General features: G+C 64.6%; 26 protein-coding genes, 1 tRNA gene and 1 pseudogene. 15 read left to right on the forward strand and 13 right to left on the reverse strand.

Annotated elements, in window-relative coordinates:
- The first annotated feature begins 22 nt into the window (after positions 1-22).
- From tolR to queC, 7 genes are all read left to right on the forward strand, one after another.
- A complete protein-coding gene (gene tolR / locus ACM0O9_RS07890; RefSeq protein ID WP_065196677.1) occupies positions 23-451 on the forward strand; it encodes a protein TolR in 429 nt (142 codons plus the stop codon).
- On the forward strand, positions 441-1,496 hold the full coding sequence (gene tolA / locus ACM0O9_RS07895) for a cell envelope integrity protein TolA (protein ID WP_065196676.1): 1,056 nt from the start codon (positions 441-443) through the stop codon (positions 1,494-1,496). Before tolR ends, tolA begins: the two co-directional genes overlap by 11 nt.
- A gap of 283 nt (positions 1,497-1,779) precedes the next feature.
- The gene (tolB, locus tag ACM0O9_RS07900) at positions 1,780-3,099 is read left to right on the forward strand and encodes a Tol-Pal system beta propeller repeat protein TolB (protein WP_005418511.1); all 1,320 of its coding nucleotides are present in this window, start codon (positions 1,780-1,782) and stop codon (positions 3,097-3,099) included.
- A 64-nt stretch (positions 3,100-3,163) separates the two neighbouring features.
- The gene (gene pal, locus ACM0O9_RS07905) at positions 3,164-3,682 is read left to right on the forward strand and encodes a peptidoglycan-associated lipoprotein Pal (RefSeq protein WP_005418510.1); all 519 of its coding nucleotides are present in this window, start codon (positions 3,164-3,166) and stop codon (positions 3,680-3,682) included.
- A gap of 3 nt (positions 3,683-3,685) precedes the next feature.
- Positions 3,686-4,504: a tol-pal system protein YbgF gene (ybgF, locus tag ACM0O9_RS07910; RefSeq protein ID WP_005418509.1), complete on the forward strand. Its 819-nt coding sequence runs from the start codon at positions 3,686-3,688 to the stop codon at positions 4,502-4,504.
- Positions 4,505-4,680: 176 nt separating this feature from the next.
- Positions 4,681-5,382: a 7-carboxy-7-deazaguanine synthase QueE gene (queE, locus tag ACM0O9_RS07915; RefSeq protein WP_235649164.1), complete on the forward strand. Its 702-nt coding sequence runs from the start codon at positions 4,681-4,683 to the stop codon at positions 5,380-5,382.
- 77 nt (positions 5,383-5,459) lie between these two features.
- Positions 5,460-6,125: a 7-cyano-7-deazaguanine synthase QueC gene (queC, locus tag ACM0O9_RS07920; RefSeq protein ID WP_235649165.1), complete on the forward strand. Its 666-nt coding sequence runs from the start codon at positions 5,460-5,462 to the stop codon at positions 6,123-6,125.
- 91 nt (positions 6,126-6,216) lie between these two features.
- Here queC and ACM0O9_RS07925 read toward each other — a convergent pair whose 3' ends face one another.
- Positions 6,217-7,173: a DUF2268 domain-containing putative Zn-dependent protease gene (locus tag ACM0O9_RS07925; protein ID WP_065185404.1), complete on the reverse strand. Its 957-nt coding sequence runs from the start codon at positions 7,171-7,173 to the stop codon at positions 6,217-6,219.
- 178 nt (positions 7,174-7,351) lie between these two features.
- On the opposite strand from ACM0O9_RS07925, the gene ACM0O9_RS07930 reads away from it, so the two are divergent.
- The 3 genes and pseudogenes from ACM0O9_RS07930 to ACM0O9_RS07940 all read left to right on the forward strand — a co-directional run bounded on the left by ACM0O9_RS07930 (position 7,352) and on the right by ACM0O9_RS07940 (position 9,146).
- Positions 7,352-7,427 (forward strand) — tRNA-Lys (locus ACM0O9_RS07930).
- Positions 7,428-7,698: 271 nt separating this feature from the next.
- A pseudogene (locus ACM0O9_RS07935) lies at positions 7,699-8,740 on the forward strand (IS3 family transposase).
- Between the two features lie 127 nt (positions 8,741-8,867).
- On the forward strand, positions 8,868-9,146 hold the full coding sequence (locus ACM0O9_RS07940) for a DUF4431 domain-containing protein (protein ID WP_235649167.1): 279 nt from the start codon (positions 8,868-8,870) through the stop codon (positions 9,144-9,146).
- A gap of 551 nt (positions 9,147-9,697) precedes the next feature.
- On the opposite strand, the gene ACM0O9_RS07945 is transcribed toward ACM0O9_RS07940, so the two are convergent.
- From ACM0O9_RS07945 to ACM0O9_RS07955, 3 genes are all read right to left on the reverse strand, one after another.
- Positions 9,698-10,333: a hypothetical protein gene (locus ACM0O9_RS07945; RefSeq protein ID WP_235649168.1), complete on the reverse strand. Its 636-nt coding sequence runs from the start codon at positions 10,331-10,333 to the stop codon at positions 9,698-9,700.
- A gap of 163 nt (positions 10,334-10,496) precedes the next feature.
- The gene (locus tag ACM0O9_RS07950; RefSeq protein ID WP_065196674.1) at positions 10,497-11,093 is read right to left on the reverse strand and encodes a hypothetical protein; all 597 of its coding nucleotides are present in this window, start codon (positions 11,091-11,093) and stop codon (positions 10,497-10,499) included.
- Positions 11,090-11,575, reverse strand: coding sequence for a hypothetical protein (locus tag ACM0O9_RS07955; RefSeq protein ID WP_065178165.1), 486 nt, complete (start codon positions 11,573-11,575; stop codon positions 11,090-11,092). The genes ACM0O9_RS07950 and ACM0O9_RS07955 overlap by 4 nt, the downstream gene beginning before the upstream one ends.
- A 112-nt stretch (positions 11,576-11,687) precedes the next feature.
- On the opposite strand from ACM0O9_RS07955, the gene ACM0O9_RS07960 reads away from it, so the two are divergent.
- Both ACM0O9_RS07960 and ACM0O9_RS07965 read left to right on the forward strand, forming a co-directional pair.
- Entirely contained in the window at positions 11,688-11,888 is a 201-nt protein-coding gene (locus ACM0O9_RS07960; protein ID WP_231111971.1) for a hypothetical protein, read from the forward strand.
- A 105-nt stretch (positions 11,889-11,993) separates the two neighbouring features.
- Positions 11,994-12,206: a hypothetical protein gene (locus ACM0O9_RS07965; protein WP_231111972.1), complete on the forward strand. Its 213-nt coding sequence runs from the start codon at positions 11,994-11,996 to the stop codon at positions 12,204-12,206.
- Positions 12,207-12,884: 678 nt separating this feature from the next.
- On the opposite strand, the gene ACM0O9_RS07970 is transcribed toward ACM0O9_RS07965, so the two are convergent.
- Entirely contained in the window at positions 12,885-13,223 is a 339-nt protein-coding gene (locus ACM0O9_RS07970; protein WP_065178166.1) for a hypothetical protein, read from the reverse strand.
- 173 nt (positions 13,224-13,396) lie between these two features.
- On the opposite strand from ACM0O9_RS07970, the gene ACM0O9_RS07975 reads away from it, so the two are divergent.
- Positions 13,397-14,236 carry an alpha/beta hydrolase gene (locus ACM0O9_RS07975; RefSeq protein ID WP_065178167.1) on the forward strand — a complete coding sequence of 280 codons (840 nt, stop codon included), beginning with the start codon at positions 13,397-13,399 and terminating at the stop codon, positions 14,234-14,236.
- A gap of 82 nt (positions 14,237-14,318) precedes the next feature.
- Entirely contained in the window at positions 14,319-15,257 is a 939-nt protein-coding gene (locus ACM0O9_RS07980; protein ID WP_171955696.1) for an alpha/beta hydrolase, read from the forward strand.
- A gap of 76 nt (positions 15,258-15,333) precedes the next feature.
- Here ACM0O9_RS07980 and ACM0O9_RS07985 read toward each other — a convergent pair whose 3' ends face one another.
- Positions 15,334-15,756: a response regulator gene (locus tag ACM0O9_RS07985; RefSeq protein ID WP_005418495.1), complete on the reverse strand. Its 423-nt coding sequence runs from the start codon at positions 15,754-15,756 to the stop codon at positions 15,334-15,336.
- Positions 15,757-15,848: 92 nt separating this feature from the next.
- Positions 15,849-16,616 carry a CPBP family intramembrane glutamic endopeptidase gene (locus ACM0O9_RS07990; protein WP_235649169.1) on the reverse strand — a complete coding sequence of 256 codons (768 nt, stop codon included), beginning with the start codon at positions 16,614-16,616 and terminating at the stop codon, positions 15,849-15,851.
- 149 nt (positions 16,617-16,765) lie between these two features.
- On the opposite strand from ACM0O9_RS07990, the gene ACM0O9_RS07995 reads away from it, so the two are divergent.
- Entirely contained in the window at positions 16,766-17,068 is a 303-nt protein-coding gene (locus ACM0O9_RS07995; protein WP_053499357.1) for a TFIIB-type zinc ribbon-containing protein, read from the forward strand.
- A gap of 76 nt (positions 17,069-17,144) precedes the next feature.
- Here ACM0O9_RS07995 and ACM0O9_RS08000 read toward each other — a convergent pair whose 3' ends face one another.
- The 6 genes from ACM0O9_RS08000 to ACM0O9_RS08025 all read right to left on the reverse strand — a co-directional run bounded on the left by ACM0O9_RS08000 (position 17,145) and on the right by ACM0O9_RS08025 (position 24,084).
- Positions 17,145-17,657, reverse strand: coding sequence for a GNAT family N-acetyltransferase (locus ACM0O9_RS08000; RefSeq protein ID WP_164230211.1), 513 nt, complete (start codon positions 17,655-17,657; stop codon positions 17,145-17,147).
- Positions 17,658-17,738: 81 nt separating this feature from the next.
- Positions 17,739-18,764 (reverse strand): copper resistance protein B, encoded by a 1,026-nt coding sequence (locus ACM0O9_RS08005; RefSeq protein WP_164093319.1) that lies wholly within the window; start codon positions 18,762-18,764, stop codon positions 17,739-17,741.
- On the reverse strand, positions 18,761-20,560 hold the full coding sequence (locus ACM0O9_RS08010) for a copper resistance system multicopper oxidase (protein WP_164093320.1): 1,800 nt from the start codon (positions 20,558-20,560) through the stop codon (positions 18,761-18,763). The genes ACM0O9_RS08005 and ACM0O9_RS08010 overlap by 4 nt, the downstream gene beginning before the upstream one ends.
- A gap of 75 nt (positions 20,561-20,635) precedes the next feature.
- Positions 20,636-21,019 (reverse strand): CopL family metal-binding regulatory protein, encoded by a 384-nt coding sequence (locus ACM0O9_RS08015; RefSeq protein ID WP_065178174.1) that lies wholly within the window; start codon positions 21,017-21,019, stop codon positions 20,636-20,638.
- A 204-nt stretch (positions 21,020-21,223) separates the two neighbouring features.
- The gene (recQ, locus tag ACM0O9_RS08020; RefSeq protein ID WP_414604174.1) at positions 21,224-23,029 is read right to left on the reverse strand and encodes a DNA helicase RecQ; all 1,806 of its coding nucleotides are present in this window, start codon (positions 23,027-23,029) and stop codon (positions 21,224-21,226) included.
- Between the two features lie 506 nt (positions 23,030-23,535).
- Positions 23,536-24,084 (reverse strand): Dps family protein, encoded by a 549-nt coding sequence (locus tag ACM0O9_RS08025; protein ID WP_005418469.1) that lies wholly within the window; start codon positions 24,082-24,084, stop codon positions 23,536-23,538.
- Positions 24,085-24,138 lie beyond the last annotated feature (54 nt).

The raw sequence follows: 24,138 nt of genomic DNA on the forward strand, positions 1-24,138 counted from the left end.
GCCTGACCCGGGAGTCCAAGCCATGTCCGCTGCCATCGGTCGCCGCAAGCGCCGCAAGCTGAAATCGGAAATCAACGTCGTTCCCTACATCGACGTCATGCTGGTGCTGCTGATCATCTTCATGGTCACCGCGCCTCTGCTCACCCTGAGCTTCGACGTCGACCTGCCGCAATCCAACGCCAAGGCGCTGGAAAGCAAGCAGGACCCGGTGATCGTCTCGGTGCGCCAGGACGGCCAGCTCAGCCTGAAGCTGCCCGACGCCAAGGAGCCGACCGCCGTGTCGGCCGAGGAACTGGAAGGCCGCCTGGCCGGCATCGCCGCCCAGGACAAGGGCGTGCGCGTGATCGTCGCCGCCGACCGTACCGTGGCCTATGAAAAGGTCATCGCCGCGATGGATGTGATCAAGCGCGCCAAGGTAGACAAGGTAGGCCTGGCCACCGATGCACGCTGACGCCCTGCCACCTCCACAGCAGCGCGAGCCCGGCTGGGGCCTGCCCCTGGCGCTGGCGTTGCTGGTGCACCTGCTGGTCGCGCTGGTCTTCATCGTGGCCTGGTTCTGGTCGCCCGAGCGCAACACCGACGCCGCCGCCGGTGATCCGTCGGTGGAGGCCAGCCTGGCCCTGTCCGCGTCCGAGGCGTCCGCCGCCCGCCAGGCCCTGCGCCAGTCCGAAAAGCTGGAGGACCTGCCGCTGCCGGTGGCCGAGCCGGTGCCGGTGCCGGAAGACACCATTCCGCCGCCACAGCCGATTCCCGAGCCGCGCCCACAGGACGCCCCCACGCCGCAGCAGCAACAGGCACAGGAGCGTGTCGCGCAGCCGGATACCAAGGACCAGGAAGCGGTAAGTGCGCTGGCCATCTCGCAGGAGAAGGCCAGGCAGGAGCAGGAAGCCAAGCGCCGCCAGGAGCAGATCGACCTGACCGAACGCAAGCGCCAGGAAGAGGCCGAGCAGAAGCTGCGCCTGGCCAAGCAGCAGGAAGAAGACGCGAAGAAGAAGCTGGCCGATCAGGCGCGCCAGGCCGCGGACAAGGCCGAGGCCGAGAAGCAGAAGAAGATCGCCGAGATCCGTGCCCGCCGTGAACAGGCCGAAAAGGAAGCCAAGCTGGCCGAGCAGAAGCTGCGCCAGGTCGCCGCCGCGCGCAATGCCGCGGGCAGTGCCGCCGCCGGAGCCAGCGGTGCGTCCCAGCCGGCCGCCGGTGGCGGTGGCAACAGCGATGATCTTTCGGCCAAGTACGCCGCGGCGATCCAGGCCAAGGTGCTGTCGCAGTGGGTGCGCCCGGATACGGTGCCGCTGGGCCAGCGCTGCCAGATCACCATCACCCAGATTCCGGGTGGCACGGTGATGCAGGCCAAGGTCAGCCCGAACTGCCCCTACGACGAGGCCGGCAAGCGTTCGATCGAGGCCGCCGTGCTCAACGCGCAGCCCCTGCCGTACCGTGGCTTCGAGTCCGTGTTCGCACGCACGCTCAACTTCACCTTTACCGCCCAGGATCGCTGAGGCGGGCAGGGCAGGGGGGGCTCGGGCCACTCCTGCCCACGGTTGTCGCGCTTGCCTCTGGTGTGCTCGGTTTCGACCGGGCAGGCTGTGGGCTGCTGTCGAACGCCGTCCTCCGGGGCGGCGTGACCAGGGCAGACGGTGCGATGTTAGCCACGACGTTAACGGTGCGTGAGAAGACGGGCTGGAACTGACCCGGAATTCACGTACCCTTGGTTCATGATTGCGAAGCGGTTCACTCCCGCTTTGTTATCCCTCGTTCCGGTTTCCCCTTATTGAGCGCTCCATGAAAAAGATGCCTCGCTGGCTTGCCGTGTTTGCGGCCCTGTTGCTGCCCTTTGCTGCCGTCGCGCAGCAGAAGGGGCTGGATATCGACATCATCGGCGGCAATGCCTCCGCGCTGCCGATCACCATCGTGCCGATGCCCTATCAGGGTTCGTCGGCCGCTCCGCAGACCGACGTCGCCGGCGTGGTCCGTGCCGATCTGGAGCGTTCGGGCCAGTTCCGCACGCTGCCGGAAGCGCAGATCGTCGAGAAGCCCGTGCGGGGGGGGGATATCCAGTTCGCGACCTGGCGCGCGCTGAAGCAGAACTACATCGTGGTCGGCCGCGTGCTTGATGCCGGTGCCGGTGCCTACCGCGTCGAGTACGAACTGTTCGACGTGCCCAAGGGCGAGCGCCTGCTGGGCCTGGCGATGACCGCCCGTGGCAATGCCATGCGCGACGTTGCCCACCAGATGGCCGACGCCATCTACGAAAAGATCACCGGCGTGCGCGGCGCCTTCTGGACCCGCATCGCCTACGTGACCGCCAGTGGCAAGGGCGACGCCATGCGCTACGCGCTGATGGTGGCCGATTCCGATGGCTTCAACCCGCAGACCATCGTGCGCTCGGCCGAGCCGCTGCTGTCGCCGTCGTGGAGTCCGGATGGCAGCAAGCTGGCCTACGTCAGCTTCGAGCGTGGCAATTCGGCCATCTACATCCAGAACATCGGTACCGGTGCGCGCGAGCTGGTCACCAGCTTCCGCGGCATCAACAGCGCCCCGGCGTTCTCGCCGGACGGCCGCAAGCTGGCCCTGACCCTGTCGCGCTCCGGTAACCCGGAAATCTACGTGATGGACCTGGGCAGCAAGCAGCTGACCCAGCTGACCAACCACTTCGCCATCGATACCGAGCCGACCTGGGCACCGGACGGCAGCGCGGTGTACTTCACCTCCGATCGCGGCGGCCGTCCGCAGGTCTACAAGGTCGGTGCCGGCGGCGGCAGCGCCGAGCGCGTGACCTTCCAGGGCAACTACAATGCCAAGCCGTCGGTGTCCTACGATGGCAAGAAGATCGCCGTCGCCCAGGGCTCGGGCAACAGCTACAAGATCGCGATGATGGACAGCTCGCTGGGCTCGCCGCGCTGGAGCACGCTGTCCCCGGGTTCGCTGGATGAATCGCCGAGCTTTGCGCCCAACGCAAGCATGGTGCTGTACGCCGCCCGCGAAGGTGGCCGTGGTGTGTTGTATGCCGTTTCGGCCGATGCGCGGGTTCGCCAGCGCCTGGTCCTGGCTGACGGTGATGTGCGCGAACCGGCATGGTCCCCATACCGTACCCAGCGCTAAAAGAGTGTTAATATTTTCGTTGTCTTGAACCCCTCATCGGCTTAGGAGCCACAAAGGTATCGCCATGAACAAGTCCACCCGCGTTCTGCTTGTTTCCCTGCTGTCTGTGGCCGTCCTGGCCGGTTGCTCGAAGAAGGTGAAGGAAGAGCCGGCAGCCCCGGTCGACACCGGCACCTCGACCACCACCCCGACCGGTCCGTCGACCTCCGGCCTGTACGGCCCGGGCGACCTGGACACCGACGCCTGCCTGCGCCAGCGCGTTGTCTACTTCGACCTGGACAAGGAAGACGTGAAGCCGGAATTCCAGGCCATCATGGCGTGCCACGCCAAGTACCTGCGTGACCGTCCGTCCTCGCGCATCACCCTGCAGGGCCACACCGACGAGCGCGGTTCGCGCGCGTACAACCAGGCCCTGGGCGAGCGTCGTGGCAACGGCGTCAGCTCGGCCCTGCAGGCCAACGGTGGTTCGGCTTCGCAGCTGACCGTCGTGTCCTACGGTGAAGAGCGTCCGGTCTGCACCGAGTCGAACGAGTCGTGCTGGTCGCAGAACCGTCGCGTCGAAATCGTCTACACCGCGCAGTAATCCATGCGCATTGGCATCAAACTGATGCTGGTCGTTGCGGCAGCCCTCGTGGCTGCCGCACCGGCGCACGCACAGCGACAGAGCCTGGCTGACCGTGTCGGCGCGCTCGAGCAGCAGATGTACAACAACAGTGCCAACCAGGACCTGTTGAACCAGATCAATCAGCTGCGGCAGCAGGTCACCAGCCTGCAGGCCTCGATCGAGCAGTTGCAGCATGACAACGCCCAGCTCAAGCAGTCCGCCCAGGACCAGTACCTGGATCTGGACAGCCGCCTGAACCGGTTGGAAGGGGGCAACGCCGCCCCGGCCCTGCCGCCCGTTCCGGCGAGCGCGCCGAAGGCCGCACCGGCCCCGGCAAAACCCGCAGCGGCGGCCACTTCCGAGCGGCCGCCTTCCGTCCATGGTGATGCTGGCAGCCTTGCCGCCACCGGCGACGAGCGCACCTCCTACAACGTTGCCTTCGATGCGTTGAAGGCCGGCAGGTACGACGATTCGGCGCAGCTGTTCCTGAGCTTCCTGGAGTTGTACCCGAACGGCGTCTACGCGCCGAACGCGCTGTACTGGCTGGGCGAGAGCTACTACGCCACCCGCAATTTCCCGATGGCCGAGGCCCAGTTCCGAGAGCTGCTCTCGCGCTATCCGACCCACGACAAGGCCGCGGGCGGCCTGCTCAAGATCGGCCTGTCGCAGTACGGCGAGGGAAAGGTCGACCAGGCCCAGCAGACGCTGGAGACCGTCGTGGCGCAGTACCCCGGCTCGGACGCCGCGCGCACCGCGCAGGACCGTCTGCAGTCCATCCGCCTGGGCAAGCAGATCCGCTGATCCGCTGGGCGGGCGTACAATAGGTGCCCTGTAGAGCCGAGCCCACGCTCGGCTGCTTTCGTTTCCGGACCAGCAAAGCCGTCCGGTTGCTGTTGTAGAGCCGAGCCATGCTCGGCTGCTTTCGTTACCGGCCACGGTAGCCCACCCGCCACGTGCCCCACCAAGAAGTACCCGCCATGACCGCCGTTACCCCGTCCAACGCCGTCGCCACCCCCAGCGACATCGTGCAGTCGCCGCTGCCGCGCCTGAAGATCACCGAGATCTTCACCTCGCTGCAGGGCGAAGCCGATACCGCCGGCTGGCCGACCGTGTTCGTGCGCCTGACCGGCTGCCCGCTGCGCTGCCAGTACTGCGACACCGCCTATGCCTTCCACGGCGGCACCTGGTGGGACATCGACGACATCGTGGCCGAGGTGCTGGCCCAGGGCGTCCGCCACGTCTGCGTGACCGGCGGCGAGCCGCTGGCGCAGAAGCGCTGCCTGGTGCTGCTGCAGAAGCTGTGCGATGCGGGCATGGATGTCTCGCTGGAAACCTCCGGCGCGCTGGATGTCAGTGCAGTGGACCCGCGCGTGTCGCGCGTGGTCGACATCAAGACGCCGGGTTCGGCCGAAGTGGCGCGCAACCGCTGGGAAAACCTGCCGCTGCTGACCGTGCGCGACCAGATCAAGTTCGTCATCTGCAGCCGCGAGGACTACGACTGGGCCAAGGCCATGGTCGCCGAGCACGGCCTGGTGAAGCGTTGCACCGTGTTCTTCTCGCCGAGCAAGGGCGAGATCACCGCGCGGCAATTGGCCGACTGGATCGTCGAAGACCGGCTGCCGGTGCGCTTCCAGATGCAGTTGCATAAAATCCTGTGGAACGACGAGCCCGGCCGATGAGCCGGTGCAGCGTTCCCTGATGTAGCTCCGGCGCGGGACAGCGTGCTGGCTTTCCTCTCCCAACCGGAAGATTCTCCATGAAGAAGGCAGTCGTGCTTCTCTCCGGCGGCATGGATTCAGCCGCCGTCATCGCCATGGCCCAGGAACAGGGCTTCGCCGTGCACGCCCTGAGCGTGCGCTACGGCCAGCGCCACACCTCCGAACTGGATGCCGCCGCCCGCGTGGCCAAGGCCCAGGGCGTGGTCGCGCACAAGACCGTGGACGTGGACCTGCGCAGCATCGGTGGCTCGGCGCTGACCGATGACATCGACGTACCGGAGGCCGGTGGTGCCGGCATTCCGGTCACCTACGTGCCGGCGCGCAATACCATCATGCTGTCGCTGGCCCTGGGCTGGGCCGAAGTGCTCGGCGCCAACGACATCTTCTGCGGCGTCAACGCCGTCGACTACTCCGGCTACCCGGACTGCCGCCCCGAGTTCGTGGCCGCGTTCCAGGCGCTGGCCAACCTGGCCACCAAGTCGGGTGTGGAGGGCGCGGGCATCAAGGTGCACGCGCCGCTGCAGTTCCTCAGCAAGGGCCAGATCGTCAGCGAAGGCGTGCGCCTGGGCGTGGACTTCGGCCTGACGGTGTCCTGCTACAACGCCGACGCCAACGGCGCCGCCTGCGGTCATTGCGATGCCTGCCGCCTGCGCGCGCAGGGCTTTGCCGAGGCCGGCGTCGACGACCCGACGCTGTACGCCTGACCGCTTCCGGTAGAGCCGGCCGCTGGCCGGCTTCACCGGTGGGGCAATCACTCCCTCGGTGGGTGCCAAGCGCTTGTCCGCACTCCTTGATCTACCTGGCCTGCAACCATCCCGATGCCTCGATGAAGGCCCGCACCGCAGCCGGATCGGCATAGTCCAACTCGATCATCCGCGCGACAGCAGTCCTCTCGTCGGTCTGCCGGCGCATGTACTCCTGCGCAATGCGGTAGCCGGCGTAGTAGCCCAGGTCACTCACCCCGAATGGATTGCGCGCGCTGTTGTACAGCCAATTGTCCAGGTTGTCCCCGTGCATCTCCGTGCGGAAGCGCGCGCGGATTTCCGCTTCGTGCGCTGGCCCATAGGTGTACAGCGGCAACGCCGGGCGGCGCCCGCTGATGCGCTCTGCCACGTATTCGGCCACGCCTTCGCGTACCGCGTACTGGGCCAGGCTGCCGGTGGTCTCGCGCTGCTGGGTATGCACGTATTCGTGCAGGTTGTTCTGCGCGTTGTTCGCACCCGGCCGGCTGTCGTAGAAGATCCGCAGGCGGTCGCGCATCTTCGCCGGCAGCTCGCTCACGTCCACGCGCTCATCGCCCAGCGCCATCTCCGCGCCGATCAGTACCTTGTCATCCAGCGTGGTGCCACCGGTGCGCAGCACGCCCACCGCATAGGTGATGGTGGCCGGGCGCAGGGCAGGGTAGAGCGCACGGAAGGCGACAAGATCGCGCTCCAGCGTGGCACTGGCCTGCTGCGCGTTGGCGGTGAGCGGTCGTACTGAGGTCCAGAAGCGCGGCCAGGCCTGCATGGCCTCGGCGTATTCGCGGGCGGTGTAGTTGCGCACCTGCATCAGCGCATGCAGGCCGGGGCTGCCCGGATCGATGTAGCGTTGCTGGACCAGCGCCACCCGGCGTTCGGCATCAGGCTCGGCGCGCACCGCATCATAGGTGGCCCAGAAGCGGGCAATGTCGTCGGTGACGACCTGGGATGGGGTGGCCAGTGCCGTACAGGGCAGCAGCAGGGCGGCAACGAGGCAGAGGGGCAGGCGCATCCGTGGCTCCGGGCAGGACTCACAGCTGGGATGCGCGTGAGGCCCGGAAGGTTTAAGCGGGTTCGCCAGATCGGGTAGTGCCGGCCGCTGGCCGGCAACCTCGACACGCTGGGGTTTCACCCGGCCCGCCAAAGTAGGGTAGAATGCCCACCCCGCCGAAAGGCTGGGGCAGTGCAATGGGCCGTTAGCTCAGTCGGTAGAGCAGAAGACTTTTAATCTTTTGGTCGAAGGTTCGAATCCTTCACGGCCCACCAATTGCATCAACGACTTAGGCGTCCTTTGGGGCGCCTTTTTCTTTTGCTCCTGAAAACCCTACCGAACACTTCGGGAGAGATGCAGGTTTCACGACAGGCAAGCGATGATCGTATCTATCGCGCATGGCGGCGCTCTTGTGCCCCCGACGTCCCTCAGGTTTTGAGTAGCACGGCGATTTGGAGTTCAATCCCCGACAAGCCGGAGATTGGACATGAAGAACGCTTTTCCGAAGAACAGATCATCGGCTTCCCACGCGAGGCAGAGGCCGGCATGGCGGTGAAGGACCTGTGCCGTCGACATGGCTTCAGCGAGGCCTCGTACCAACTGTGGCGCAGCAAGTTCGGTGGCATGAGCGTGCCCGACGCCAAGCGGTTGAAGGACCTGGAAGCCGAGAACGTCCGGCTGAAGAAGTTGCTGGCCGAGCAGCTGTTCGAGAACGATCTGATCAAGGACGCGCTGCGAAAAAAGTAGCGGACCCGCCGGTGCGGCGTGCGCTGGTGCGGCGGTGGGTGCAGCGCGGGGCAAGCGAGCGCCGTGCCCTGGCGATCATCGGGATGAGTGCCAGCGCGCTGCGCTATGTCCGGCGCGAGGATCGCAACGTTGAATTGAGCGAGCGCATCCTGGCCTTGGCGTATCGGCACAAGCGCTACGGCGTCGGAATGATCTACCTGAAGCTGCCGCAGGAAGGACGCATCGTGAACTACAAGCGAATGGAATGGCTGTATCAGGCGCAGCAGCTGCAGGTCAGGCGGCGCAAGCGCAAAAAGGTGGCGGTCGGCGAGCGGCAGCCACTGCTGCGCCCGGCCCGGCCCAACCATGTGTGGTCGATGAACTTCGTGCTCGACCGTACGGCCGAAGGCCGGGTCATCAAGTGCTTGGTGATCGTCGATGACGCCACATACCAAGTCGTGGCAATCGAGGTGGAACGTGCGATTTCCGGGCACGGCGTCTCGCGTGTGCTGGACCAGCTGGCCTCGCTGCGCGGCTTGCCGCAGGTGATCGGTACCGACAACGGCAAGGAATTCTGCGGCAGGTGATAGTGAGCTGGGCCCACGCACGTGGCGTGAAGCTTCGCCTGATCCAGCCCGGCAAGCCGAACCAGAACGCCTATGTGAAATCGTTCAACGGTCGCCTGCACGACGAATGCCTCAACGAGCACTGGTTCCCAACGCTGCTACACGCCCGCACCGAGATCGAGCGATGGCGTCGAGAATACAACGAGGAACGCCCCAAGGACGCCATCGGCGGCATGACACCGGCCGCCTACGCCAAACATCTGGCCAACATCGATATCATCAACCCCGGACTCTAAACCCGACCACTACTCACGGCGGGGGGGGGGGCGTCGCCCGGCGATCAAATTATTCACGCCAATTTCGGTACAGGCTCAGGACGAATGCCCGCCTTACGCCGGAGGCGTCTTACTCATCCAACTGAACTTGAGCGGCGATCTGATGCGCAAGTACCAACTTCTTAAAGGTAAGCGCGTCAATATGACTGGAACGCTTTACCATTCGCATACTGGGCGGCACCAGACGCCTGTATTGATCACTGCCACTGGTATTGCTGAGTCGGAAGAAGGGCTGGTGGACCGGGCGCGTTCACTCAAGCAATTAAAAATCGATCTCAGATTTCCGGCTGAGCATGCTGGCTTTGCATCCTCAGCCGGACGTTTCGTTGGAGCGACTAACCGCCTGCCTCCAGCCCTAATGCGCTGACTGCGCCCCAGGGCATCGCGGAGACTCCCTTGCAGCTTCCGTCTTTCAGGCTTGCCTTAGCGACAATGACGTATCCATTGTCTCCGAAGAAGATAGCGGCACCGCTATCTCCAAATCCGCACGCCAGTGATGATCCTTCGATGCGTATCCAAGCGTCCGCGCATGGAAGGTTTCCGGTTGGACCGCATGCGAGCTCGGGCCTGTGCTTGATGCTCACGACAGTTCCGCAGGTGTATTGGCTGGTGACGCCTCTGAAGCACATGCTCTGGCCTTGAGTAGCGTTGGTCCACATGTACATGATGCGGCGCCTACTGTAATCCGAAGTTGAGGTGGAATACACCTCCCGGAGCGGTGTGTGTGACCCCACCGTATGCCACTGAACGTCGTGGCTCGCATCATTGATCTGGTCCACGAACGTCAGCGGCACGGTGTACTTCCCTGCGCCGGTTGCGTAGTTTCCATAGATCAGATTGTCGGGGCAATGCGCCGCAGTGGTGATACCCCTTCGTCCAGTGGCCTTATGAATAACCGGAAATCCTGAGGTGCAGTAGCTATTGTTGGATTGGAGGGGGGGCGCCGCCAACAACATACTCCGCGTTGACTGACTTCGGCATGTTGGGGCGGACTTCAATCTTGAGACCGGTGACTCTTTCAAGCTTCTTGATTGTATCCTTCAACTCTTCTGCTTGGCGGCTGTCGCCGTCTATGTCAATCAGCACCCGTTCTTCGCCTGGGAACCCAGTCGTCCCCGTGATGCCTGGTATGGCGCTGTGAAGAAGAGGTCTGTGCTTAGCAAGGAGCGCGTAAAACTCGTCCTGGGTGTACTTGTGACCAACCTCGAACACCACGCGGGTCGTCCCGCTCTCGGTGTTGATCGTTCGATCCGCGACTGGATCTGGCCCCTTGAGCTGCACCAGGATGTGTTGATCTGGCGCGTCTTTGATCGACAGTTCCGTTAGACGATCTGCGAACTCGATACGCAACGCTTCAATATCCGACATCACCTCACCTTGAACCGCTAGGCGCGTGATTGCTTCGTCTATCGAGACCGTAGGGTGTTCACTCATGTAGCTGTGAATTTGAATCTGCATCTCCTTGCCTTCCTGCGTGTCAGCGTCAGGCACCTGCGCCAAAGCACAGGTGGATACAAGAAGTGCTGCGGAGCATCCTAGAACCTTCCGTTTCATGCGACATCTCCAGAGTCTGCAACAAATCATCGAGGCGTTGACATGCCTCGATGCGCGAGCCTAGCACTGTCTCCCCTCGGGCACTGAGACGTAACTCACAAGCTTCATTGGAGTGATTGTGCACCCTGATGTCTGTACTGTGGGGGTGTTCGTATACGCGTCTTTAGATGTGCTGAAGCACTTCATAGATTAGGCGATTGGTCCCTTGCCTAAGAATTTCGTACACACCCAGCCGCTCCTGCTGCTCGCGAAACAAGTCAATCATTCGCTCTACTTCATTCCGGCTGTATGAGTTGTACTTCCTCATAGTGTCCAGCTGCATGAAGTCGTCGGCGTGCAGGTTGTCGATAGTGGCGACTTCGATGACGGCATCCTTGCCGCCGAAGATTCTATCCACGGTCTTTCTTGCCATTGGCTGGCTACCAATGTGGATTTGATAGTTGCGAAGCATCCGCATGAAATGAAGAAGTGGACTTGCGCTGCTCGTAATCCTATAGGCGTGTCCTGCGTTCTTCATTGCTTCTTCTATGCCCACGAATTCGGTCAGCGCGGCCCGCACATGCATTGCTACGTGGAGGGCGGCTGGCACCCCGTCGCGAATTGGGATATCTGAGCCGCCCGAAAGAAAGAGCATATAAAGGGCGGATGTCGCCCTCTCGTAGAGCTGAGGCACTTGTTGCAGTGCGCTTGGCGGTGGTCGCCAAAATATGTCGCCCTCAGTAATGTCCGGATAGTCGTTGAAATCCAATTGAGCCTTCATGCGCCCATTGCCTTGACGATTTGCATGGTGATATCGACCACTCCCGGTTCGTTCAATAGCGAGCGGCGAACGTGAAGCGTGTGAGCGTTTGTGTGCGAGTTGTAGCGGCTAACCCTTTTCACTACGTCCAATGGAATAAGGGCGGCGTATTCAACTTTCAAAGAGCTGTTGTAGACCACGGCTGCGAGGTGGTCGAATGGATCAGACGCCAAGTTCCGCAACGCGCTCAACTGTGTGCTGCGGTTGGTTGCGGTTAGTCGCCTGCCTTTGATCTGATACCGCGTCCCGTCCTGGCCAACTGCATCAAAACCGGCCTGGGAGCCCACGGCCAATTTTGCGTTGAGGGCACGCGCCACCAATGTTTCCGTGTAGTCCGCCACGGGATTGTTTGATGAGCGCACGACGCCTCTTTGTCGAAGCGCTTCCATGACCAGACAGTGGAGGTCCAGCAGCTGCCTATCCGTAAATTCATCCGTATCCATCGCGCACTCCGTGTCCACCACGCCCGCCCTGTTGGGATTGTCATCATATCCGCCTGAGCGTGGCTTCCACCCATTGACCCGCTAGACTGGGCTACTAACGAAAGGGGATTCTATGGCTGGTATCGTGGGGGTGCTCGTTCTGCTGCTTGTGCTCGCAGTTTTGTTCAACATTGCGTCATCCAGAGAGAAAGTGATCCGTGAGCTGGGTGAGCAGTCGGCCCAGCAGGGCAGGGACATTGCAGCGCTGCGTCAGGTGATGGACGCGGTTGCGGATCGCGTGCTATTGAGCCGAGAGCAGCGACGGGTGAAGTAGTTTGATGAACTGCCGCCATTCGTCCTGGATGACTTCAAAGCCCTCAGCGCCGGTTCCGAGCGCGAGTTGATCATGGCTTGTGGTGGCGGTGACGACGCCGAGGTCATGGGTTTGCACTATCGGCACGAGCGGCTTGAGTTTTGCACCGATGGCGAAAAGGACACGGTTGCCTACGGCGTTGCTCGCCCTTGGGCAACGATCGAGGATCGTCCGGTGAAGATCTATCTCAATCAGTACGCGCTCACATCAAAAATTGTCGGCTTGGATCGGGACGGTTTCGTCAAGCTCGTCCCCTATAAGGCACGGTTGCCCCAGTGAGAGGATTTGCTTCCGCATCGCCTTGAAAGGGCACTTCCATGCAGCGGGCAGTAGCCGCGCCAGTCAACACCGATTTTGGGTTGCAACAGGCCCTGCATTGCAGGGCTTTTTGCTTTCTTACGCGGCCTGTTCAAACGCGTGTTCGTAGTAGGGGCGCTGCGGATCGTCCATCGCCATTTGCAGTTCATCCATATGTTTAGGGTCGGGAGTTGAGCCAGGTGTCCAACCATTCGCTCTTGAGGTTGATGACGGTGCGATCGTGGCCCACCTCAGCCACTTCCGGCATTGGGTCATCGGTCACGGCAGGGGGGCGTCGGGACGTCGCCAAGATTCTGGAATGGCAGGAGAGGGTCCGGGGCAACCGGCTGGCCAAGGCCGACCAGGATCCGTCATTCGGGGGGATGGGGTAGGCCTTGTTGAGGCAACTGGAGGGGGAGGAAATCCGTTCCGCAAAATTCCTGCGCCCGTTGTGGCTCAAGGCTTACAAGCGCCCGCTTTAAAGATTGAAGTGGAACGAGTGGCGGCGTAACCCATTGAAAGTAATGAAATTACCCAGTTACTCTTAATCTTTTGGTCGAAGGTTCGAATCCTTCGCGGCCCACCATTGCATCCCATGACCCAGGTCATTCAGCAAGGCATCGCAATGCGGTGCCTTCTTTGTTGCCTGGTCCAGGGCCTCTACTTCGTCCGCATTCCCTTGGCTTTCGCGGCCGCCGCGTCGGCAGCTTCTTGTGCAGCCGTCGCTGCCGCATTCGCGGAACGCACGGCTTCCGCTTGAGCCGCGTCAAAGTCAGCCCGGCGCTGCGCGCTGATCCGGCGTTCCAGTTCTGAATATGCGACGTAGCTCTCCGGATGCTTCGCGACGCAGGCCTGCTGCAGCAGCGGGATCGCGTGGTCGGACAATCCCGGTTGGAGGTGGGCGAGCAGGCAGTCCGCATATGCTGCGGATGCTGGCGGAGTGCTGCTGGCCTGAGGTGAGGTGGCGGCAAGGGCGGTGGCGATCAATACACTCAACATGGGAACCTCCTTGTGGATATGAGCGTGGCGGTGACCAGTCCGTGAGCCATGGTGCGCGTTGCATGACCATCACCGACTCCATGGTGCTCCAGTTCCGGTCGATCGGCAAAGTGCCGCGAACGACAGTGCCTCCGGCGGTCTATGCTCAGCGCTTTCCCAATATGGACCGCCCCATGCGTCTGATCGTGCTGTCGCTGTTGTTGTCCGCTGTCTCCGCCGCGCCGCTGATGGCTGCAGAAACCGCGCCGCCCGCTGCCGCCTTGCCTCTGGTCATCGGCGAGACCTTCACCATCGAATCGAAGGCGCTGGGCGAAACCCGCCGCATTAACGTCTACCGCCCGCAGCCATGGGGCTTGGATCCGAAAGCGCCGCTGCCGGTGCTCTACATGCCCGACGGCGGCATCGGCGAGGACTTCCTGCATGTGGCTGGGCTGGTGCAGGTGCTGACCGGCAACGGCAGCATGCGCCCGTTCCTGCTGGTCGGCATCGAGAACACCGAGCGCCGCCGCGACATGACCGGCCCCAGCAACGACCCGCAGGACCAGAAGATCGCGCCACGCATTGGTGGCTCGGCGGCCTACCGCACGTTCCTGCGCGATGAACTGATGCCGCAGGTGCGCCAGCGCTACCCGACTACCGACGAGCGCGCGTTGATCGGCGAGTCGCTGGCTGGCCTGTTCGTGGTCGAGACGCTGCTGCAGGAGCCGACGCTGTTCAACAGCTACATCGCGCTGGACCCCAGCCTGTGGTGGAACCGTGGCGCAATGCTGGCCGGCGCAGCCAAACAGCTGCCGGCGGTGACGCGTGCGCAGCCGCGCGTATTCCTGGCCAGCAGTGGGCAGCCGGAGCTGGCCGCATCCACTGCACGACTGGCCGAGTTGCTGCAGCAGGCTTCGCCGTCGCCGCTGGTGAAGTACCTGCCGTTGCCGGAAGAAACCCACGCTACGATCTATCATCCGGCCGCATTGCAGGCGCTGCGCACACTGTTCCCGGCGCCGCCGGCCTCGCCCTGACCGCACTGGCAGTGGATTGCGCACCATGCAAGGATGCGGCAGCGGTGCCATGCGGTGCGCCGCCCGCAACGGGAGAGTGTGGATGCAGCGTGTGCGTGGATGGAGTGTGGCGGCCTGCCTGGCCGTGAGTGGCTGTGCGATGTCGGTGGCGCCGCCGGCAGCGCAGAGTGAAGCGAAGGAGAGCCCGGCCGCCGCTGTGTCGGGTGTGGTGCTGCCGGATACCGAAGCGCTGCGCGTGCACGATCCGGTGGGCCGCGATTACCCGATCTGGGTAGCGCTGCCGGCTGACTACGCTGCGCATCCGGAGAAACGCTACCCGGTGCTGTATGTGACCGACGCGCTGTACAGCTTCCCGCTGGTGCGCAGCGTGCGCAACATGGTGGGGCAGAAGGGCGTCAACATCGAGGATTTCATCCTGGTCGGGCTGCCGCCGCAGGAAGGCCTGACGTCCAAGCAGAGCCGCTCGCGCGATTACACGCCCAGCGATCCGATGCGCACCGATCCGCGTGACTACAGCGACGACGTCAGCTACGGCGGCGCGGCACATTACCGCGATTTCCTCGCCGAGCGCGTACTGCCGATGATCGATGCACGCTACCGCACCGATCCGTCGCGGCGCGCCTATGCCGGTCATTCCTATGGCGGCCTGTTTGGCGCCTACGTGCTGACCACGCGCCCGGACATGTTCCACAGCTACATCCTGTCAAGCCCGTCGCTGTGGTTCGACAACCATCGGGTGCCGCGCATGCAGGCCGAGGCCAAGGCGCCCACGCAGCCGACCACGGTGGTGCTGTCGATCGGCAGCTTCGAAACGGTGAAGCCGGAGCCGCGCTATTTCACCCGCAACGACATGCTGCGCCACAACGCCGAGTTCGCCGAGCAGCTGCGCGCCAGCGGGCATTCGTTGAAGGTGGAGAACATGGTGATCGACGACGAGGACCACTTCACCGTGTATCCGGACATGATCACCCGCGCGCTGCTGAAGGTGTTCCCGGGTACCGGACCGTACAGCAGCGGTTGAAGGTGGGCGCCATCCACGCATGGCGTCGATCTACTGCAAGAACCCGGTAGATCCACGCCATGTGTGGATCAACGCCTCACGCTGCCTGCGCATCCGGCCCGATCAATACGCCCACATCGGCGTGCCGGAAGCACAGGCGGATGGCGTCGAGCAGCTCGCTCATGTTGTAGGGCTTGGGCAGGAAATGAATGCCGTCGCGCAGCTGCGGCAGCACCTGGTGCTGGTCCATGCCCGACGTCACCAGGATCGGCAGCTGGGGATACAGGCCGCGGACCCGGTTGGCAGCTTCAATGCCGCTGATCGGGCCCAGGTTGACGTCGGTGAACAGCAGGTCGAAACGCTCACCTGCGGCCAGCAGGCCCAATGCTGCTTCGGCAGAGCTCACGCCCACCACGTGGCAGGCCTGGCTTTCCAGCGCAAGACGGCTCAGCTCGCGGGTTTCCTCTGCGTCCTCGATCAGCAGGACGCGGGGTTCAACGTGGCGCTTGGACAGCAACATGGCGCTACAGCTCCGGAAAGCAGCAATGAAAAGGCGCGCAAGTATGCGCAAGCCGGGGGTGATCCCGGCGTGCACGGCAGGCTAAGTGAGCGTTACAGCAGGCGCGGGCGTCGCTGGCGTACCCGCCAGGCCAGCACCGCCACCGCCAGCAGCGCGGCGCCGATACGCAGGCTGGTGGCCTGCCAGCCCAGCGCGACGGCGTCGTCGAGGTTGAACACGTTCCACGCCATGTTCATCGATACATGCAGCACCAGGCCGCACCACAGGGTGTCGCCGTCCAGATGGTCAAGCCAAGCGAAGATGAAGCCGCCCAGTGCGATGACCGCGCCGACGAACAGGGCAGTGCCGCCGCCGTCGAAGCCGCCGAAGCCCAGCCAGTGCACCCAACCGAACAGCAGCGCCTGCGGCAGCGCAAGCAGGGACCATGGGCCACGCATGAGCTTCACCAGCAGCACGAAGCCGAGGCCACGGAACAGCACTTCCTCGGCCAGTGGGAACAGCACGGCGAGCATCGTCGCATCGAGTGCGGTCAGTGCGGTGTTGGGCGTGCCCAGCACCGCCAGGCCCAGCCAGCAGGGCAGGCTGGCCAGCAGCACCCAAAACGGGCCGCGCCAGTCGTTCCCGTGCAGCCCCAGGCTGGCCATCAGGCCCACCCCACGCGGGCGCAGCAGTGCGGCCAGGAGCAGCGCCAGCAGGACGGCCAGTGCGTTGTCCAGCAGGCTGCCGCCGTAGGGCATAGGCAAGGCGGGAATCGGCGCGCCTGCGGCCGCAGCGACATCGCGCAGATTCAGGCCAACGCCGACGCCGAGCAGCACCAGCAGCAGGCGCGCGGCGTTGGGCAGGCGGGACAGGACGGTCATGCACGCACTCCCTGCGGAACCAGCGTGGAGTGTGGAAGGCGGCCGGGACGCTGGCACGCGCCGGAAGTCTGTGTGCCATCGGTCATGTGTTGCCGCACAGTCATCGGTGGGCAGGTAGAGTCGTTGCCAGACCTTCAGGAGCCATGCCCATGCTGTGCCCCGTGTGCAAGACCCAGACCCTGCAGATGGCCGAGCGCCATGGCATCGAGATCGATTACTGCCCCGGCTGCCGTGGCGTGTGGCTGGACCGTGGCGAGCTGGACAAGATCATCGAACGCGCCGGCGCTGCGCTGCCGCCGCCGGCACCTGTGCAGGCGCAGCCGGCGACCACGCCGCCGCCGGTGATGCATCGTGATACCCGCCACTTGGGCCAGCGCTACGAGGACAACCGGGGCCACGGATACAAGAAAAAGAAAAAGGACAGCTTCCTGTCTGAGTTGTTCGATTTCTAGTTGTAGCGTCGAGCCATGCTCGACTGGATGTTGCCGCCTATAGTCGAGCAAGCTCGACTCTACATGGAGCGCGTGATCACGTCCGCCGCAGGATGAACTCGCGGTCGCGCGTATCCCCGACGATGAAGTCGTACTCGCCGACCTTGCTGCAGCCATAGCGCGCGTAGAAGCGCTGCGCGCCGAAGTTCTCCTCCCAGACGCCCACCCACAGGGTGCGGCGGTGCGGTTGGTCCAGCCAGGCCATGAACGCGTCCATCAGGCGTGCACCATGGCCGCCGTTCTGGTGTGCGGCCAGGATGTAGAACCGCTTCAGTTCGATGTCGCCTTCGCGGGCCTCGGCATGCGGCAGGGTGTTGGCACCAGCAGCCAGGTAGCCGACCACGTTGTTGCCGTCCACCAGCAGCCAGATCGCGCCGCGCGGGTCGGACAGTTCGGCGCGCTGCGGTTCGCTGCTGTAGTGCGCCTGCAGGAAATCCTGCAGCTCCTGCGCCGGGTACGAGTCGCCCCAGGTTTCGTTGTAGGTGGCAATCGCGATGGCCGACAGGGCGTCGATATCGGCAAGGGTGGCGCGGCGGATCTGCAGCGACATGGCGGAGCCTGCATTGGAACGTGGCGCAGTGTAGCCGGCCCCGGCGGCTGCCGGGGCTGGCCAATGCTCACGAACCGCTGCTCAGAACCACATGCGCACGCCCGCCACCCAGCGAGTGTCGCGTGCGTGGTCGCCAGCATGATCGGCGGTGTCGCCAAACGTGCGCTCGTGGCTGATGCCGATGTACGGCGCGAAACGACGGCTGAACTCATAACGCAGGCGCAGCCCGGCTTCAACCTTGTTCAGTCCGCGACCGATGCCGTACTCCGGCTCATCCTTGGCTGCGACGGTGGCTTCCAGCAGCGGCTGCAGGATCAGGCGGTTGGTCAGCAGCACGTCGTACTCGACCTCGGCCTTGGCCAGCACCTGACCACCGGAACCCATGTACAGCGTCGCCGAGCTTTCGAACTTGTACGGCGCCAGGCCCTGGATGCCGATGGCCGCCCAGGTGCGCGAGTCGGCCGGCCGGAAGTCCTGGCGCACGCCGATCAGCACGTCCCACCACGGCGATACGCTGCGACCATACAGTGCTTCCAGTGACGACGATTCCGTGCTGCCGCGGCTGCGTTCGCCATCGGTGCGCAACCACAGGCGGTTGATGTTGCCACCGATCCAGCCGGTGGCCTCCCAGGCCTGGCCGGTGCTGTTCTTGCCGTCCCAGTGTTCGAGGCGATCGATCAGCAGCAGGCTGTTGATCTGTGGTGCATGCTCCATCGCACCATGCGCGATCGGAGGGAAGGCGGCAGCGCGGTCGGCATCGGTGGGAACCGGGATCGGCTCGCGCGGTTCGATCGGTGCGGGCGTGCCGTGACCCATGGCGGCGTGATCCATCGTGGAATGGTCCATCGCCGCTGGCTGCATCGCGCCATGGTCCATCTTCGAGTGGTCCATCGTGGAGTGGTCCATGCCGGCCTGACCCGCCGCACCCATGTTCATCTTCGAATGATCCATCTTCGAGTGATCGACCGGTTCGGCCGGGGTCTTCGCGGTCTTCGGCGGCGGGTCCATCGTGCCCATGTCATGCCCGGGATGCGACTGCGCGAACACCGGCAATGCGGTGGCCAGGCCCAGGGCCAGCAGGCTGGGGGAAAGCAGTGAGCGGCTCATTCTTCGATCCTCACTTCGCGCATCATGCCCGCTTCCATGTGGTACAGCAGATGGCAGTGGTAGGCCCAGCGACCGAGCGCATCGGCACGCACGCGGTAACTGCGGCGGGTGCCGGGTGGCATGTCGATGGTGTGCTTGCGCAGCTGGAATTCGCCCTGCGCGTTCTCCAGATCACTCCACACGCCGTGCAGGTGGATCGGGTGCTGCATCATGGTGTCGTTGACCAATACGATGCGCATGCGCTCGCCGTAGTTCAGTCGCAGCGGCTCGGCGCTGGCGAACGGAATGCCATCGAATGACCAGGAGAACTTCTCCATGTGGCCGGTCAGGTGCAGCTCGATCTCGCGGCTCGGCTCGCGGCCATCGGGGTCCTCGAACAGGCTGCGCATCGCGCCGTAGGTGAGTACCTGGCGACCGTTGTCGCGCAGGCCGATGCCGGGATCGTCCAGCTTCGGTTCGGTGGCCGAGCTCTGCATGTCCACCAGCGGGTTGTTGCGCTCACTGGCCGGGTGCTTCGGTGCCCTGCTGGCGGTATCGCCGTCGTGGCCCATGCTGGCGCCGCAGCCGCCTTCCATGCCCTTCATCGCGGCCATGTCATGGCCACCATGGCCACCACTACCCATGTCGTGCCCCATGTCGCTCATCGTCAGCAACGGGCGTGGGTCGGGCGCGGGAATCGGTGCCTGCAGGCCATGGCGGACTGCCAGCGTTCCGGCGGCAAAGCCGGTACGGCCCATGTCCTGGCAGAAGATGGTGAACGCGTCCTGCCCGGTCGGTTCCACCAGCACGTCGTAGGTTTCGGCCGGCGCGATGCGGAACTCGTCGATGCTGACCGGATGGATGTACTGGCCGTCGGCGGCGACCACGGTCATTTTCAGGCCGGGAATGCGCACGTCGAAGTAGGTCATCGAGGCGCCGTTGATGAAGCGCAGCAGCACTTTCTCGCCGCTGCGGAACAGCCCGGTCCAGTTGCCGGCCGGCGCGGTGCCATTCATCAGGTAGGTGTAGGTGTGCGCATTGATGTCGGAGATGTCGGTGGGCGTCATCCGCATCCGCCCCCACATGCCACGGTCGGACAACGCGGCCGACCAACCGTCGCGCTTCACGTCACGCAGGAAGTCGGGCAGGGTGCGCTTGTAGTAGTTGTCATGCTCGGCGAGCTTCTTCATGCGCCGGAACAGCGCGCCGGGGGCCATGTCGGTCCAGTCGGACAGCAGGATCACGTGCTCGCGGTCGTGGTGGTAGGGCGCCGGCTCGGCCGGGTCGATGATCAGCGCTCCGTACAGGCCGGCCTGCTCCTGGAACATCGAGTGGCTGTGGTACCAGTAGGTACCCGACTGCTTCAGTTCGAAGTGGTAGTGGTAGGTCTCACCGGGGCCGATGCCATTGAAGCTCAGTCCCGGCACACCGTCCATGTTCGCAGGCAGCAGGATGCCGTGCCAATGGATCGAGGTCGGGTGGCGTTCCAGGGTGTTGCGCACGAACAGGTCCACGGTCTGGCCTTCGCGCCAGCGCAGGATCGGTGCCGGCAGCGATCCATTGACGGTGATCGCCGGACGGGTGCGGCCAGTGAAGTTGGCCAGCGATTCGCCGATGGCCAGTTCGATGCGGGTGTCGCTGAGCACGGCGGGGGCGCCGGCCAGGCGTGGGGCGGCAGTGGCGGCGGCGAGCGCGCGCTGCGGCACGCCGACAGCGGCGATGCCGGCAACCACGCCACCGGCGGCCAGGCCCTGCACGAACAGGCGGCGCGACGGCATGGGCACAGGGCCCGGACCGCGGGGGATACGGGTATTCATGGTGGTGACTCCAGACACGTAAAGACGCCGGCAGGCGGCCGGCTGCGGTGCGCAGGGCGCACGGTGCGTGTGGAATCAGCCGATGGGAGGGCGTGAGATCGGCGGCAGCGGCGGCGCCGGCCGGCCGGTGGCCGGCATCGGCTGCGGGGCCAGCGACAGCGCCGGTCCGGCCATGAACGGCAACGGCTGCACCACCAGCAGCGGGTGCTGGGCGCAGCTGCGCACGCAGTCCTTGATCTGGCAGTGGGCGTCGTGGGCCGGGGCCTTGGCCTGCGGGGCCGCGTCGGCCTGCATGCCCGCGTGGTGGTGGCAGTCGGCAGTGCCGCCATCAACAGCCGCGGCTGCGGCGTGAGCCATTCGCCCCATTTCTTCGTGACCACGGGCCAGGGCCGCGTTCAGCCCGTTGAGCAACAGGCTGAGCATGAGCACGACGCGGAGCAGGGTCGAGGCCAGGGACATGACGCTAATCTAGCCGCAAGCGGACGCGGATGCACTTCCGGCTGAATGGCCGGTTCAAGATTGGACCTGCACCAGCGTAGAGCCGAGCCCACGCTCGGCTGCTGTTCGCGCAGAGGCAGCCGAGCGTGGGCTCGGCTCTACAGGGGCGCCCGCGCGCCGTTGGGGCCATGCCCGGCGGCCGCGCAGCGCGGCAACGCGATACCGTCAGCCCTCTTCAAGCACGATCTCGACCAGGCGCGGGCCGTAGCGGCTCAGTTTGGTGCCGCCGATGCCGCCGACCCGGGCCAGTTCATCCAGGCTGGTCGGGCGCTGCTCGGCGATGTTGCGCAGGGTGCTGTCGTGGAAGATCACGAACGCCGGTACGTTCTGTTCCCGGGCCAGTTCGGCGCGCAGGCCGCGCAGCGCGTTGAACAGGGCCAGGTCCTGCGGCAGCACCGACAGGCCGGTGCGCTGCGCGCTGCGCTCGCGTCCGCTGGTGCTGCTGGCCGGGTCGCGGCGCATGCTGATCTGGCGGCGGCCGGTCAACACGTCGCGGCTGGCATCGGTCAGGCGCAGGCCACCGTGACCCTCGCTGTCCACTTCCAGCAGGCTGGCCGCGACCAGCTGGCGGAACACGCTGCGCCAGGTGCGTGCATCGAGGTCGCGGCCGATGGCATAAGTGCTCAGCTTGTCGTGGCCCTGCTGCCTCACCTTCTCGTTCTCGCTGCCGCGTAGGATGTCGATCAGGTGGCCGACACCGAAGCGCTGGCCGCTTCGATAGACGCAGCTCAGCGCCTTCTGTGCCGGTATGGTCGCGTCCCACGAGGCCGGTGGCGTCAGGCAGTTGTCGCAGTTGCCGCAAGGCTGGGGGTAGGTCTCGCCGAAGCCGGCCAGCAGCACCTGGCGGCGGCACTGCATCGATTCGCAGTAGCCCAGCAGATGGTCGAGCTTGGCCCGCTCCAGCTGCTTGCGCTCTTCGCCCGCCTCGGACTGCTCGATCATCTGCTTGAGCAGTACCACATCACCCAGGCCGTAGCACAGCCAGGCCTCGGCGGCTTCGCCATCGCGGCCTGCGCGTCCGGTTTCCTGGTAGTAGCCCTCCATCGACTTGGGCAGGTCGGTATGCGCGACGAAGCGCACGTCCGGCTTGTCGATGCCCATGCCGAAGGCGATGGTGGCACACATCACGATGCCGTCCTCGCGCAGGAAGCGGCGCTGGTTGCCGGCGCGCACTTCCGGCGGCAGGCCGGCGTGGTAAGGCAGAGCGTTGAAGCCCTGGCCGCAGAGGAATTCAGCGGTCTCCTCGACCTTGCGCCGCGACATGCAGTAGACGATGCCGGCCTCGCCACGGTGGCCGCGCAGGAAGTCGGTCAGCTGCTTGCGGGCGTTGTCCTTCTGCACCACGGTGTAGCGGATGTTGGGACGGTCGAAGGAACTGACAAAATGGCGCGCTTCCTGCAGATCGAGGCGCTCGGCGATCTCGCGCTGGGTCGGCGGATCGGCGGTGGCGGTCAGCGCGATCCGCGGGATCTGCGGCCAACGCTCGTGCAGCACGGTCAACTGGCGATATTCGGGGCGGAAGTCATGGCCCCACTGCGACACGCAGTGTGCTTCGTCGATGGCGAACAGGGCGATCTGGCTGCGCGACAGCAGCGACAGGAAACGCCCGGTCAGCAGCCGCTCAGGGGCGACATACAGCATGTCCAGTTCGCCGGCGAGCAGCTCGCGCTCGACGCGGCCGGCGGTCTCGGCATCCAGGGTTGAATTCAGGTACTCGGCGCGCACGCCGAGCTGGCGCAGGGCTTCGACCTGGTCCTGCATCAGTGCGATCAGCGGCGAGATGACGATGCCGCAACCGTCACGCAGCAGGGCCGGGACCTGATAGCACAGCGATTTGCCGCCGCCGGTGGGCATCAGCACCAGGGCGTCGTGACCGGCAGCCACATGCTCCACGATGTCCTGCTGCGGACCACGGAAATCGTCGTAACCAAAGACGCGTTGAAGCAGGTCGTGCGCGGGACGGGAAGCCATCGCGCTAGTTTACCTCCCGGAGGCGGCGGCAGGGCTGCGCCCTGGGAACGCGCCATTGCATGCGCGCTGCCGCTCCCACGCTTCGCTGCGCGAAACGCGGGCCCCACTTACCAGCTCCCAGACCCCCGCCGCTTCGCGTCTGCCCCCTGACTCAGGGGGCTCTCCCCCAGACTTGGCCCGGTGGCGGGTAGATCCACGCCATGCGTGGATGAAATCTGTCAGATATCGACAATCAAAATGGGGTCAGATCCGTTTTCCTGCGGAAAACGGATCTGACCCCAAGCAATGCCCTGGCAGATCACGGAAATCTGTCGAAGGCGGGGTGGGTCCGGTTGAGGGGGTGTGAGCGGCATGGATGCCGCGACCAAGCCCCCATGGACGGGTTTACGGCGCCCCCTCAACCGGACCCACCCCGCCAACCTTCAGGAAACTGGCTTTTGCTCTGGCTCTGGCTTGAAGGCTTCGGCGGGTGCAGGGCTGCAAGCCCTGCCGAACACCCCCAACCCTTACTGCAACAGCGAGCGCAGCATCCAGGCGTACTTCTCGTGGGTCTGCAGGCGCTGGGTCATCAGATCCTCGGTCGGGGCATCGTCACCCTTGGCCGCCACATCCAGCACTTCACGCGCCGTACGGCATACCGCTTCGTTGGCGACCACCAACTGGCGTACCATTTCACGCCAGTCCGCACTGTCGGTGAGGCCCGGTTCCTCGACGATCGAGGTCAGCGCAGCGAATTCCCGGTAGGAGCCCGGGGCATTGAAGCCCAGCGCGCGGATGCGCTCGGCCACGTCGTCCAGTGCCGCCCACTGCTCGGTGTACTGCGTCTCGAACATGGTGTGCAGCGAGTTGAACATCGACCCGGTCACGTTCCAGTGGAAGTTGTGCGTCTTCAGGTAGAGCGTGAACGCATCGGCCTGGAAGCGCGACAGACCGTCGGCGATCTTCTTGCGGTCGCCCTGGGTGATCCCGATATCGATGTTCGGCGCCGACGGTGCCGCCGCTGCAAGCTTCTGCTTGCCGGTCTTGGCCTTGGTCGTGCTTTTGGTCTTCGCCATGAGGTTCCTCCTTATGGAATCGTTGGCCTTCACAATAAACCGGTCGTGATGACT

This window comes from Stenotrophomonas sp. FR012 (genome assembly GCF_047520565.2).
Classification (GTDB): Bacteria; Pseudomonadota; Gammaproteobacteria; order Xanthomonadales; family Xanthomonadaceae; genus Stenotrophomonas; species Stenotrophomonas sepilia.

Coding starts and splice junctions, on each gene's coding strand:
- ACM0O9_RS07960 (WP_231111971.1), top strand. CDS start 11,688: ATGGCTGGTATCGTGGGGGTGCTCGTTCTGCTGCTTGTGCTCGCAGTT.
- ACM0O9_RS07975 (WP_065178167.1), top strand. CDS start 13,397: ATGCGTCTGATCGTGCTGTCGCTGTTGTTGTCCGCTGTCTCCGCCGCG.
- ACM0O9_RS07965 (WP_231111972.1), top strand. CDS start 11,994: ATGGGTTTGCACTATCGGCACGAGCGGCTTGAGTTTTGCACCGATGGC.
- ACM0O9_RS08010 (WP_164093320.1), bottom strand. CDS start 20,560: ATGAATACCCGTATCCCCCGCGGTCCGGGCCCTGTGCCCATGCCGTCG.
- recQ (WP_414604174.1), bottom strand. CDS start 23,029: ATGGCTTCCCGTCCCGCGCACGACCTGCTTCAACGCGTCTTTGGTTAC.
- ACM0O9_RS07995 (WP_053499357.1), top strand. CDS start 16,766: ATGCTGTGCCCCGTGTGCAAGACCCAGACCCTGCAGATGGCCGAGCGC.
- queE (WP_235649164.1), top strand. CDS start 4,681: ATGACCGCCGTTACCCCGTCCAACGCCGTCGCCACCCCCAGCGACATC.
- ACM0O9_RS07980 (WP_171955696.1), top strand. CDS start 14,319: ATGCAGCGTGTGCGTGGATGGAGTGTGGCGGCCTGCCTGGCCGTGAGT.
- ACM0O9_RS07950 (WP_065196674.1), bottom strand. CDS start 11,093: ATGAAGGCTCAATTGGATTTCAACGACTATCCGGACATTACTGAGGGC.
- ACM0O9_RS08000 (WP_164230211.1), bottom strand. CDS start 17,657: ATGTCGCTGCAGATCCGCCGCGCCACCCTTGCCGATATCGACGCCCTG.
- ACM0O9_RS08015 (WP_065178174.1), bottom strand. CDS start 21,019: ATGTCCCTGGCCTCGACCCTGCTCCGCGTCGTGCTCATGCTCAGCCTG.
- ACM0O9_RS08025 (WP_005418469.1), bottom strand. CDS start 24,084: ATGGCGAAGACCAAAAGCACGACCAAGGCCAAGACCGGCAAGCAGAAG.
- queC (WP_235649165.1), top strand. CDS start 5,460: ATGAAGAAGGCAGTCGTGCTTCTCTCCGGCGGCATGGATTCAGCCGCC.
- ybgF (WP_005418509.1), top strand. CDS start 3,686: ATGCGCATTGGCATCAAACTGATGCTGGTCGTTGCGGCAGCCCTCGTG.
- tolA (WP_065196676.1), top strand. CDS start 441: ATGCACGCTGACGCCCTGCCACCTCCACAGCAGCGCGAGCCCGGCTGG.
- tolB (WP_005418511.1), top strand. CDS start 1,780: ATGAAAAAGATGCCTCGCTGGCTTGCCGTGTTTGCGGCCCTGTTGCTG.
- ACM0O9_RS08005 (WP_164093319.1), bottom strand. CDS start 18,764: ATGAGCCGCTCACTGCTTTCCCCCAGCCTGCTGGCCCTGGGCCTGGCC.
- ACM0O9_RS07925 (WP_065185404.1), bottom strand. CDS start 7,173: ATGCGCCTGCCCCTCTGCCTCGTTGCCGCCCTGCTGCTGCCCTGTACG.
- ACM0O9_RS07945 (WP_235649168.1), bottom strand. CDS start 10,333: ATGAAACGGAAGGTTCTAGGATGCTCCGCAGCACTTCTTGTATCCACC.
- ACM0O9_RS07990 (WP_235649169.1), bottom strand. CDS start 16,616: ATGACCGTCCTGTCCCGCCTGCCCAACGCCGCGCGCCTGCTGCTGGTG.
- ACM0O9_RS07955 (WP_065178165.1), bottom strand. CDS start 11,575: ATGGATACGGATGAATTTACGGATAGGCAGCTGCTGGACCTCCACTGT.
- pal (WP_005418510.1), top strand. CDS start 3,164: ATGAACAAGTCCACCCGCGTTCTGCTTGTTTCCCTGCTGTCTGTGGCC.
- tolR (WP_065196677.1), top strand. CDS start 23: ATGTCCGCTGCCATCGGTCGCCGCAAGCGCCGCAAGCTGAAATCGGAA.
- ACM0O9_RS07985 (WP_005418495.1), bottom strand. CDS start 15,756: ATGTTGCTGTCCAAGCGCCACGTTGAACCCCGCGTCCTGCTGATCGAG.
- ACM0O9_RS07970 (WP_065178166.1), bottom strand. CDS start 13,223: ATGTTGAGTGTATTGATCGCCACCGCCCTTGCCGCCACCTCACCTCAG.